The organism is Pseudomonas sp. JV414, assembly GCF_032424305.1.
In the GTDB taxonomy this organism is placed as follows: domain Bacteria; phylum Pseudomonadota; class Gammaproteobacteria; order Pseudomonadales; family Pseudomonadaceae; genus Aquipseudomonas; species Aquipseudomonas lini.
Genome location: NZ_VYKC01000004.1, coordinates 321,989 through 332,635, shown reverse-complemented (window position 1 = coordinate 332,635; position 10,647 = coordinate 321,989). Strand labels below are relative to the sequence as shown.

The window sequence follows — 10,647 nt, the reverse complement described above, 5'->3', positions numbered from 1 at the left end:
CTGCGCTGTCGGCCGTGCTGCCGGCGCTGGTCAGGCCGTTGCTCATTTCAGCGCTGGTGATGGAGCCGTCGGCGTCAGTGTCCAAAGCGATGATCAGCGCATCGGCGAGTGCGGTGCTCGGCGCGTTATCGCGCGGTGGCGGTGGCGCAGGGGCCATCGCGGCCATTTCCTCGCTGCTCAGGCTGCCGCTTTCGTCGCTGCCCAGGTCGCTGAAGTTTTTGCTCAGGCTGACCAGCAGACCGTCGTCGGTTTTCTGCGACAGAGCGCTCGTGAGCCCGCCCTGATCCACTGCCCCATCGCTGTTCCTGTCGAGTTTGGCGACCAGGTCTTTCTGGAATTGCTGGCTGCGGGCACTGTTGGTGGAGTTGCTGCGGGTGCTGGTATAGCTCGTGTCGTTACTGACACTACCGATCATTGTGCTCACTCCTTGGAATGGGAAACCGGTGGGTACACCGGCTTATGCAGCCTCAAGGGATAAGGTGTCGTGGGTATGTGGGGTTTGTACCGTCCGGTACACACAAGTATTGGTCAGGCTCAAATCCTGTGGGAGCGGGCTTGCCCGCGATGAGGCCGGCACATTCAACATCGATGTTGGCTGTCAGACCGCTATCGCGGGCAAGCCCGCTCCCACAGGAGAGTCGTTGTGGCTTAGAGACGGGGCAGGCGGATGACCGCCGTCAGGCCTCCCCCGGAAGTTTCTTCCAGGCTCAACTGCCCACCCAGACGCACCGCTGCTTCCCGGGCGATGGTCATGCCCAGACCGACGCCGCCGGAGTTGCGATTACGCGAACCTTCCAGGCGAAAGAACGGTTCGAACACCGCTTCACGTTTATCCGCCGCGATACCCGGGCCATGGTCGATGACCTTAATCACTAGTTCCTCGCGGCTGTCCTCTAGCGTGATCAGCGCGTCCCCGGCATAACGCAAGGCGTTGTCCAGCAGGTTGTTAATACACGAGCGCAAAGCCATCGGCTGAACCTGCAGCGGGGCGCAATGGCCGCTGGCCTGGACGTTGGCGCCCTGGTCTTGGGCGTTTTCGCTCAGGGATTCCACCAGCGCCTGCACATCCATCCATTGTGGCGCCTCGCTGGTGCGCTGTTCGTGCAGGTAGGTGAGGGTGGAATCGAGCATGCTGATCATGTCGTCCAGGTCCTGACGCATCTGGCCTTGCAGCTTGTCGTCGTCGATCTGCTCCAGTCGCAGCTTGAGTCGCGACAGCGGCGTGCGCAGGTCATGGGACACCGCGCCAAGCATCCGCGAGCGCTGCTGCATCTGTTCAAGAATGCGTTGCTGCATCAGATTGAAGGTGTGGGCCGCTTGCCGCGCTTCCCGTGGCCCGGACTCATCCAGCGGGGGACTGTCGAGATTTTCACTCAGGCGCTCGGCGGCGTCGCTCAGGCGTTGAATCGGCCGGGTCAGCAGCTTGGCGCCGTACCAGGCGGCGATGATCAGCGAGACAAACTGAAAGGTCAGCGGCACCAGCGGCCCACCGAACCACGGCCGTGGCGGCCGGTTGCCGAAGCGCGGGTCCGGTGGTGGGCGTTGTCCGTCGAAGCGCTCGGAAAATTCCGACGGCGGAGGAGGGGGAGGCGGTGGCCCGTAATGCCTGAACCAGAGGAACGCCAACACGTGCGCCAGTACGATCGCCAGCAGCAGCACGCCAAACAGGCGGCCGAACAGCGTATCGAAGCGCGCACGCATCAACCGATGTCTCGTGCGTCGAACAGATAACCCTCGCCGCGAACGGTCTTGATCAGTTGTGGGGCTTTCGGGTCATCACCGAGTTTCTGGCGCAGACGCGAGACGAGCAAATCGATGCTGCGGTCAAAGGCTTCGATCGAGCGACCACGGGCGGCGTCCAGCAGTTGTTCGCGGCTGAGTACCCGGCGCGGACGTTCGATGAACACCCAGAGCAAACGGAACTCGGCGTTGGACAACGGCACCACCAGGCCATCGGCGGCGATTAACTGGCGCAGCACGCTGTTCAAGCGCCAGGTGTCGAAGCGAATATTCGCACGCTGTTCGGTGCGGTCGTCGCGCACCCGACGCAGAATCGTCTGAATTCGCGCGACCAGTTCCCGCGGTTCGAATGGCTTGGCCATGTAGTCGTCGGCGCCCAGTTCCAGGCCGATGATCCGGTCGGTGGGTTCGCAGCGGGCGGTGAGCATCAGGATCGGGATGTCCGATTCTGCGCGCAACCAGCGGCACAACGACAAGCCGTCTTCGCCGGGCAGCATCAGGTCGAGCACCACCACGTCGAAATGCTCGGCTTGCAGCGCCTGACGCATGGCGGCGCCATCGGTGACACCGCTGGCGTGGATATTGAACCGGGCCAGGTAGTCGATCATCAGTTCACGGATCGGGACGTCATCGTCGACGATCAGGGCGCGAATGCTCCAGCGTTTATCGTCGGCCGGCGCTTTTTGATCGTCGTTCAGAGGTGCTGGGGAGTTGTGCATGCGTGCGTTCATCTGCCAGATAGGCTGCCAACCACAAAGATAGGCTGCGAGGTTGTGGCTTCAGCATAGGCGTCCGGCCGTGAGGCGGGAAGTGCTGTAGGACCTGTTGCGGCTGCCGAGGGTAGCGTTGAAGGGTGTTGTGGGCGTGTCGTGTATGTACCGAACTCGACACAATTGCCGCAGCAGCTAGTCTTGTCTAAGCCGCGACGACGAATTACCGATCATCGGGTCCCGCAGCGGCGCTGGTTCCGCTACAATGCGCGCCGATTTCGACTTGCCTGAGAGCCCACTCATGTCCGCCTGCCAGACGCCTATCATCGTCGCCCTGGATTTCCCTACCCGTGACGCCGCACTGAAGCTGGCCGATCAATTGGACCCGAAGCTGTGCCGGGTCAAAGTCGGTAAAGAACTGTTCACCAGTTGCGCCTCGGAAATCGTCGGCACCCTGCGCGACAAAGGCTTCGAAGTGTTCCTGGACCTCAAGTTCCACGACATTCCGAACACCACCGCCATGGCCGTCAAGGCCGCCGCGGAAATGGGCGTGTGGATGGTCAATGTGCACTGCTCCGGCGGTCTGCGCATGATGGCCGCCTGCCGTGAAGTGCTCGATCAGCGCAGCGACCCGAAACCGTTGTTGATCGGCGTGACCGTGCTGACCAGCATGGAACGTGAGGATCTGGCGGGTATCGGTCTGGACATCGAGCCACAGGAGCAGGTGCTGCGCCTGGCCGCGCTGGCGGAAAAAGCCGGGCTGGACGGTCTGGTCTGCTCGGCCCTGGAAGCCCGGGCCTTGAAAGCCGCTCACCCGTCGCTGCAACTGGTGACCCCAGGGATTCGTCCGGCGGGCAGTGCACAGGACGATCAACGCCGCATCCTGACCCCGCGTCAGGCGCTGGAGGCCGGTTCCGACTATCTGGTGATCGGGCGTCCGATCAGCCAGGCGGCGGATCCGGCGAAGGCGTTGGCGGCCGTAGTGGCCGAACTCGCTTAAACGCCGCTAAACCCGTGGGAGCGGGCTTGCCCGCGATAGCGGTGTATCAGGCAACATTGATGTTGACTGACACGCCCTCATCGCGGGCAAGCCCGCTCCCACATGGGTCAGTGTTGTTTGCGGGTATGGGTTAAACCTTCAACACCAACTTCCCGAAATTCTCGCCGCTGAACAATTTCATCAGCGTCTCCGGGAACGTTTCCAGCCCTTCGACAATATCTTCCTTGCTCTTGAGCTGCCCCTTGGCCATCCAGCCGGCCATTTCCTGCCCGGCAGCGCCGAACTGCGCGGCGTAATCCATCACCACAAAGCCTTCCATCCGCGCGCGGTTGACCAGCAGCGACAGGTAGTTGGCCGGGCCTTTGACCGCTTCCTTGTTGTTGTACTGGCTGATGGCACCGCAAATCACCACCCGCGCCTTCATGTTCAGGCGGCTCAGCACAGCGTCGAGAATATCGCCGCCGACGTTATCGAAATACACGTCGACGCCTTTCGGGCATTCGCGCTTGAGGCCGGCCTGCACGTCTTCGTTTTTGTAGTCGATGGCACCGTCAAAACCCAGTTCATCGATCAGGAACTTGCACTTGTCCGCACCGCCGGCAATGCCGACCACCCGGCAACCTTTGATCTTGGCAATCTGCCCGGCAATACTGCCCACCGCGCCAGCCGCGCCCGACAGCACCACGGTGTCGCCGGCTTTCGGCGCGCCAACATCGAGCAGGGCGAAGTAGGCGGTCATCCCGGTCATGCCCAGCGCGGATAAATAGCGCGGCAGCGGCGCCAGTTTCGGATCGACCTTGTAGAAACCACGCGGCTCGCCGAGAAAGTAATCCTGCACGCCGAGGGCGCCATTGACGTAGTCCCCCACGGCGAAACCCGGATTGTTTGAAGCGACGACTTTGCCTACGCCCAATGCACGCATGACTTCGCCAATGCCGACCGGAGGGATGTAGGACTTGCCCTCGTTCATCCAGCCACGCATGGCCGGGTCCAGGGACAGGTATTCATTCTTGACCAGGATCTGACCCGCCGCCGGTTCGCCGACCGGTACTTCTTGATAGGTGAACGTCTCACGGGTGGCCGCCCCCACGGGACGTTTGGCGAGCAGGAACTGACGATTGGTCTGGGTAGTCATGACAGGCACTCAAGATGAATGAAGTCTTGTTGATAGACCTTCATGGGCGATGCTGCAAGGTTGGCTGACGCTGCGAATGCACATCGATCCAGTGCAGTGATAGTCACGGCAGCGGTTCTATCACTGCAACTCATGGGTAACCAACCGACCTTCTGATAGTGCTGCCGTGACATACGCCCCTGTGACTAGACTGGGCACACGCGATCCCCTGCATTCCCTCTGAGGACATAACAATGAGCATGACGTTTTCTGGCCAGGTTGCCGTTGTGACAGGCGCGGCCAATGGTATTGGCCGCGCGACCGCTTTGGCATTCGCCGCCGAAGGTTTGAAAGTGGTGGTCGCCGATCTGGACGCGGCCGGTGGTGAAGGCACGGTGGCGCTGATTCGCACCGCGGGCGGTGAAGCGGCTTTCGTGCGCTGCAACGTCACGCTGGAAGGCGATGTAAAAAATCTGATGGACGAGGTGGTGAATACCTACGGCCGTCTCGACTATGCCTTCAACAATGCCGGCATCGAAATCGAGAAAGGCAAACTGGCCGACGGTACGATCGATGAGTTCGACGCGATCATCGGCGTCAACGTCAAAGGCGTCTGGCTGTGCATGAAGTATCAGCTGCCGTTGCTGCTGGCCCAAGGCGGCGGCGCGATCGTCAACACCGCTTCGGTCGCCGGCCTGGGCGCTGCGCCGAAGATGAGCATCTACGCTGCCTCGAAACACGCGGTGATCGGCCTGACCAAATCGGCGGCCATCGAATACGCCAAGAAAAAGATTCGCGTGAATGCGGTGTGCCCGGCGGTGATCGACACTGACATGTTCCGTCGAGCCTATGAAGCGGACCCGAAGAAGGGCGAGTTCGCCAATGCCATGCACCCGGTCGGGCGTATTGGCAAAGTCGAAGAAATTGCCAGCGCGGTGCTCTATCTGTGCAGCGATGGCGCGGCATTCACCACCGGTCATTCGCTGGCGGTGGATGGTGGGGTTACGGCGTTTTAATGCTGCAGGCCGCGTAATGCGTGTCAAAGCGCAATCCATGTGGGAGCGGGCTTGCCCGCGATGAGGGCGTGTCAGTCGACATCAATGTTGTCTGATACACCGCTATCGCGGGCAAGCCCGCTCCCACAGGTTTTTTTATCGATCGGCTCCGGTTCCCTGAAGACGCCGGTCAATGTGTTTCAAATGATTAGATCTGAGGGTTTTGGCGGCGTTGTCGCACATCCCCTCGAGCGCTCCTGTGATTAACTGTTTCCCGCAAAACGGACAGGAGTTTGCTTGCTCATGGAGTTGAGAATCGATCGACAGGCATTGGTGCCTGTCGTGCAGCAAATCGTCGACGCATTGGCCGACTGGCTCCGTCGCGACGAGGTGTCGCCGGGGACGCGTTTGCCTTCCGTGCGGCAAATCGCACGGATAAATCTGCTCAGTCAATCCAGTGTCATCGAGGCCTGTGAACGGCTTGTGGCTCAAGGTGTACTGGCGACGCGCAACGGGGCGGGTTTCTTTGTCGCGGCAACGGTGCTGGCCGTTCAGGGGCAACGGGATCTTTCCTGGTCCGAAGGGGTTGAGCAGCAGAGCGGCCTGGTCGGTGAACTGAAACTGGGTTGCGGCGGATTACCCGAAAGCTGGCGCGAGACTGACGACCTGAGCTACGCCATACGCCAGGTCTGCCGCACCGACATGGCCGGGTTGTTCAATTACAGCACGCCGCTGGGTCTGCCTGCTTTGCGCCAGCAGATCCTCAAACGACTGAAACAGCTGTGTATCGAGGTGGATGAAAGCCGAATACTGACCACAGCGGGGGCCAGTCATGGGCTCGATCTGATTGTGCGTACCCTATTCAAACCGGGCGATTGCGTGGTGGTGGAGAGCCCCGGTTATTCGATGTTGTTTGATTTGCTCAGGCTGCATGGGGTCAGCATGATCGAGGTGCCACGAACCCCTCGCGGGCCAGATACCGATGCACTTGAGGCACTGTTGTTGAAGTACAAACCCCGTGGCTTGTTCATCAACAGCTTTTATCACAACCCCACAGGCAGCAGTTTGACCACGGGGGTGGCTCAGCAGGTCCTGCAACTGGCCAAAAACCATGGCGCGCTGGTGATCGAAGACGACGTCTATGCGGATTTTCACAGCGGTCCCGGCACACGCCTTGCGGCACTGGGCATCGATGACAACGTGATCTACGTCGGCAGCTACTCCAAAACCCTCAGCAGTTCGTTGCGGGTTGGCTTTGTAGTGGCCAGTACCGATGTAATTTCGCGACTGGCGCAGGTCAAGATGATCAGCAGCATGGGGGCTTCGCGGTTTAGCGAGTCGGTGCTGGCTTGTCTGTTGGCCAGTGGTGCCTATCGCAAATTGGTGCTGCGTCAGCGCCAGCGTTTAAGCATTGGCAGGGAAGCGGCCTTGCAGGTGCTCGAAGACGCGGAGTGGGAGGTTTTCGGCAAGCCGGCGGGTGGCCTGTTCATCTGGGCGCGATCGCGCAAGTCCGACTACGCTCAGGTGCGAACTCAGGCGCGGCGCTTCGGTGTTCTGCTGTCTTGCGCAACGGCGTTCAGTCCGACTGGTCAAGCTCACGACTGGCAGCGCATCAACGTCGCCTATGCCTGTGATCCTCGCGCTCGGGCGTTTTTTCAGGCCACCGCTCGGGATCGACCTCAAGCGTTCTGAAAACGACGCGGGCGTAGCTTTTTGCCATTATTCCGACGCCGGAGACTTGTGCTGGCACAAGCCCGTTGCGAATCTGCATCAACAGACAATGGCAGGGGACTAAGCGCAATGATTTCGGCCGTGCAAGGACGTTTTGCCAACCTCGGTATGGCGAAAAAACTGGGTGTCGGGTTTGTACTGGTGCTGCTGTTGACGGCCCTGGTGGCGGCCATTGGCGTATGGTCCCTGCAAACCATCAGTCAGCGCTTCGACGGGCTCAAGCAGATGTCGTCGCTCAACAGTGGTTTGCTCAAGGTTCGCCTGCTCGAGCAGGAATACGCCTTGCACGGTAATCCGAAAACCGCGGACGCCTTGCGCGCAGGGGTGGACGCTCTGATCGCTCTGGCGACCCAGCTCAAGGCCCAGTCAGCGGCCAACGTGCCGGTCATGAATGACGTCGAGCAATCTCTGGGGGCTTATCGCAAGGCTTTTGACGAGTTCGTCTCGCTGAGTCAGGCCAAGGACCTGGCGCTGGAAATGGCCAGTTGGTCGGTGTCCAGCGTGGCCAATAACCTGGACGTGCTGCAGGCCGGGCTCGCCGATGATGGTGCCTATACCTTGAAGGAATCCGCGGGCAAGGACGGCGCGCAGTTCATCGAGCAGGCCAATCAGGTCAGCCAGGTTTCGCGGCTGATGTTGCAGGCCATGAACGAAGCGCGCGTACGCCTGGACCAGAGCCGCAAGGGCGATGACAGCGGCGGGCAGGGCAAGATCGAGCAAGCCGATCAGGCACTGACCCAAGCCGAACAACTGAAAACCACGATCAAGGATGAGGGGTACCAGACCGTCCTCAATGAAGTGGCCGGTCACATCGCCGGTTTCAGTGAAAAACTCGCCGAGTACACCGGGTTATTGGCGCAGGAAAAGACCGTCTACGAGCAGCTCCACCAGCGCGCCGCTCAAGTGGTGGAGCGGGTGGATCAGGCGTACGTTGCCGAAGATCAGTCGATGCAGGCAGAGCTGAAAAAGAACTCGCTGTTGATCATCGGCTCCTCGGCATTGGCCTTGCTGGTAGGGCTGATTGCTGCGTGGGTGATCACCCGGTTGATCGTCGCGCCGTTGCGCAGTGTGATCCGTGTCGCTCAGCAGATCGCTGCGGGCGATTTGAGTGCAACGATTGAAGTGACCCGTCGTGACGAGATCGGCCAGTTGATGCAAGCCATGCAGCAAATGGGCGCAGGGCTCAGCAATATCGTCAGTGGTTTGCAGGCCGGTATCGAACAGCTGGCAAGCTCAGCGCAGTCGTTGTCGGCGGTGACCGAGCAGACCAACCTTGAAGTCAGCAGCCAGAAGGAAGAAACCGAGCAGGTCGCCACCGCGATGAATCAGATGACTGCCACGGTACACGACGTCGCACGTAACGCGGAGGAGGCCGCCCAGGCGGCGCAGACTGCCGATGGCAAGGTCGAAAGCGGTCAGCAGGTGGTGCGTCAGAGCATGGCGCGGATTGAACAGTTGGCGGATTCGGCCACCTCGGCCAGCTCCAGCATCGAGAGCCTCAGTGCGGAAATCCAGAACATTGGCACGGTGCTCAGCGTGATCAAAAGCGTCGCCGAGCAAACCAACCTGTTGGCGCTCAATGCGGCCATCGAGGCGGCGCGGGCCGGTGAGCAGGGCAGGGGCTTTGCGGTGGTGGCCGATGAAGTTCGGGCATTGGCCAAGCGAACCCAGCAATCGACCGAGGAAATCGAACGGCTGGTCAGTGCATTGCGCTCGGCGGCGCAGTCGTCGGTGCAGCAGATTCAGAGCAGCGGCGAGTTGGTGAAGCTGGCGGTGAGCGATGCGTTGCAGACCGAGAGCGCATTAGGGAGCATTGCGGCAGCGGTGTCGTTGATTCAGCAGATGAATCAGCAGATTGCAGCGGCTGCGGAAGAGCAGAGTTCAGTCGCCGAGGAAATCAATCGCAGTGTCACCAGTATCCGCGCCAGTGCGGATCAGTCGTCGCTGGCAATGCAGGGCAATGCGGCGTCGAGTATTGAGTTGGCGCAGTTGGGGGTTGAGTTGAAAGGGATGGTGGGGCACTTCAGGTTGTAGGAGAAAAGAGCAGAAGCAAGGATCGCAGGCTTCGCCAGCTCCTACAAAGGCGGGCGTACACCCCGTAGGAGCTGCCGCAGGCTGCGATCTTTTGATCTTGCGGCTGGACGCACTCACCCATCAATCCCAACGCAAAAAAAAGCCACCTGACCCGGTGGCTTTTCAGCATTTGCATGATCAGTCGTAGATCGCTTTTTTCTTCCAGTCGGCGTCAGCCTCGACGTCTTTGAGGCCTTCGGTCAGTTGGTTCACCTCGCCTTCAACCGGAGCGATCTTGTCCATGACCTGGGCGTTGGCGCGGGCCAGGAGTTTCTCCAGGTATTCCAGCTGTTCTGCGTAAACCTGCGGTTCCTGTTGTTTGCGCAGGTATTGCACGCCGCGTTCAAAGGCGAGGCGGGCCTGGCCGGGCTGATTCTGTTGTAGAGCATGCTGGCCCAGGTTGTTGAAGAATTCGATGTGCAGCAGGACCAGGATGTGGCGGACCTCGCGGATCCAGCGCTTGGCTTCGTTAGGCGGCAGGAAACCATCCTGTGCGGCGCGGGTGATCTGGCCATGCAGGGCTTCGAGCAGGAAGCGCACGTCTTTGGCTTTGGCTTCGGTCTGGATCGGAGCCGGCGGGTTGTTGACCGGGATCGATTCACCTTGGGCGACCAAGGCATTCAGCTCGGTAATCCGTGCCTTTAATGTGGCACCGGTTTTTTCCAGGTTCAGCAGGCGCTGGCAGACGTTCAGTTCCAGACGGGTCAACAGCAGCTTGAGCGCCGGCGTCATCAATTGACCGGGGAAGGTCTCGGTGATTTCGCCACAGCGACGCAGGCGGTCGTTGAGTTCAACCTTGGTGCGAGCCTTTTCCAGCTTGTTGTTTTCCACCACATGGTTCATGTAGCCAATGGCGATCAATAGTGCGATCCCGGCTACGACTAGCAGGGTGATCATGAGTGGTGTCACCGGTAAGACCTCTTTATGGGGTTCGCGTGCGAGTCGAGTGTAGTGGCTTGGCATTTGGGCGCATAGGGCCGCTCGACGAGTTGAATCGGCTACTGCTCTGCTTGTATCGGCCGTATTGCTGCATATATAAGTAAATAGCGTGCGAGGTGCACATTGCCATCATCTCGGCGCGGACTATAGCGTCTTGATGGATGCCAGAATACAGGCGCCCAGGGTCAGGCGACGGAAAAGCCTGAATCGCTGCTGAAAGCAGGGCGAAGTCATTGATTTAAATAAATTTATATCTGGGGGTTGACGACCCCTCAATCCATCCATAGAATGCGCGCCACTTACAGCGTAAAGCACACAGCGAAACGCGGTAGGGAGTGAATGTTG

At 60.1% G+C, this 10,647-nt stretch carries 9 protein-coding genes and 1 pseudogene; 5 read left to right on the top strand and 5 right to left on the bottom strand.

Features of this window, described 5'->3' with window-relative positions:
• The 3 genes from xopAW to F6R97_RS08720 all read right to left on the bottom strand — a co-directional run.
• Positions 1 to 415 (bottom strand): XopAW family type III secretion system calcium-binding effector (gene xopAW / locus F6R97_RS08730; RefSeq protein ID WP_315866405.1); only part of this gene is annotated, 415 nt, incomplete at its 3' end.
• A gap of 233 nt (positions 416 to 648) precedes the next feature.
• Complete coding sequence (locus tag F6R97_RS08725) at positions 649 to 1,701, bottom strand: HAMP domain-containing sensor histidine kinase (protein ID WP_315866404.1); 1,053 nt, start codon at positions 1,699 to 1,701, stop codon at positions 649 to 651.
• On the bottom strand, positions 1,701 to 2,459 hold the full coding sequence (locus F6R97_RS08720) for a response regulator (RefSeq protein WP_038982042.1): 759 nt from the start codon (positions 2,457 to 2,459) through the stop codon (positions 1,701 to 1,703). The genes F6R97_RS08725 and F6R97_RS08720 overlap by 1 nt, the downstream gene beginning before the upstream one ends.
• 292 nt (positions 2,460 to 2,751) lie before the next feature.
• On the opposite strand from F6R97_RS08720, the gene pyrF reads away from it, so the two are divergent.
• Complete coding sequence (gene pyrF, locus F6R97_RS08715) at positions 2,752 to 3,450, top strand: orotidine-5'-phosphate decarboxylase (protein ID WP_315866403.1); 699 nt, start codon at positions 2,752 to 2,754, stop codon at positions 3,448 to 3,450.
• A gap of 130 nt (positions 3,451 to 3,580) precedes the next feature.
• Here pyrF and F6R97_RS08710 read toward each other — a convergent pair whose 3' ends face one another.
• Entirely contained in the window at positions 3,581 to 4,585 is a 1,005-nt protein-coding gene (locus F6R97_RS08710; RefSeq protein WP_050681863.1) for an NADP-dependent oxidoreductase, read from the bottom strand.
• Positions 4,586 to 4,818: 233 nt separating this feature from the next.
• Here F6R97_RS08710 and F6R97_RS08705 point away from each other — a divergent pair, with 233 nt between their 5' ends.
• From F6R97_RS08705 to F6R97_RS29550, 4 genes and pseudogenes are all read left to right on the top strand, one after another.
• Positions 4,819 to 5,580, top strand: a complete 762-nt coding sequence (locus tag F6R97_RS08705) for an SDR family oxidoreductase (protein WP_050681864.1) — start codon at positions 4,819 to 4,821, stop codon at positions 5,578 to 5,580.
• Positions 5,581 to 5,862: 282 nt separating this feature from the next.
• Positions 5,863 to 7,251 carry a PLP-dependent aminotransferase family protein gene (locus F6R97_RS08700; protein ID WP_048395755.1) on the top strand — a complete coding sequence of 463 codons (1,389 nt, stop codon included), beginning with the start codon at positions 5,863 to 5,865 and terminating at the stop codon, positions 7,249 to 7,251.
• A 108-nt stretch (positions 7,252 to 7,359) separates the two neighbouring features.
• Positions 7,360 to 8,463: pseudogene (locus F6R97_RS29555) on the top strand (HAMP domain-containing protein); the annotation flags it as partial.
• Positions 8,443 to 9,324, top strand: coding sequence for a methyl-accepting chemotaxis protein (locus tag F6R97_RS29550; protein WP_409999789.1), 882 nt, complete (start codon positions 8,443 to 8,445; stop codon positions 9,322 to 9,324). The pseudogene F6R97_RS29555 and the gene F6R97_RS29550, both read left to right, overlap by 21 nt.
• A gap of 177 nt (positions 9,325 to 9,501) precedes the next feature.
• On the opposite strand, the gene F6R97_RS08690 is transcribed toward F6R97_RS29550, so the two are convergent.
• On the bottom strand, positions 9,502 to 10,260 hold the full coding sequence (locus F6R97_RS08690) for a hypothetical protein (RefSeq protein WP_038982048.1): 759 nt from the start codon (positions 10,258 to 10,260) through the stop codon (positions 9,502 to 9,504).
• Positions 10,261 to 10,647 lie beyond the last annotated feature (387 nt).

What these genes read in the sequence shown, in the direction of transcription:
- pyrF (WP_315866403.1), top strand. Translation starts at nt 2,752, where the DNA reads ATGTCCGCCTGCCAGACGCCTATCATCGTCGCCCTGGATTTCCCTACC.
- F6R97_RS08700 (WP_048395755.1), top strand. Translation starts at nt 5,863, where the DNA reads ATGGAGTTGAGAATCGATCGACAGGCATTGGTGCCTGTCGTGCAGCAA.
- F6R97_RS29550 (WP_409999789.1), top strand. Translation starts at nt 8,443, where the DNA reads ATGCAAGCCATGCAGCAAATGGGCGCAGGGCTCAGCAATATCGTCAGT.
- F6R97_RS08710 (WP_050681863.1), bottom strand. Translation starts at nt 4,585, where the DNA reads ATGACTACCCAGACCAATCGTCAGTTCCTGCTCGCCAAACGTCCCGTG.
- F6R97_RS08725 (WP_315866404.1), bottom strand. Translation starts at nt 1,701, where the DNA reads ATGCGTGCGCGCTTCGATACGCTGTTCGGCCGCCTGTTTGGCGTGCTG.
- F6R97_RS08705 (WP_050681864.1), top strand. Translation starts at nt 4,819, where the DNA reads ATGAGCATGACGTTTTCTGGCCAGGTTGCCGTTGTGACAGGCGCGGCC.
- F6R97_RS08720 (WP_038982042.1), bottom strand. Translation starts at nt 2,459, where the DNA reads ATGCACAACTCCCCAGCACCTCTGAACGACGATCAAAAAGCGCCGGCC.
- F6R97_RS08690 (WP_038982048.1), bottom strand. Translation starts at nt 10,260, where the DNA reads ATGATCACCCTGCTAGTCGTAGCCGGGATCGCACTATTGATCGCCATT.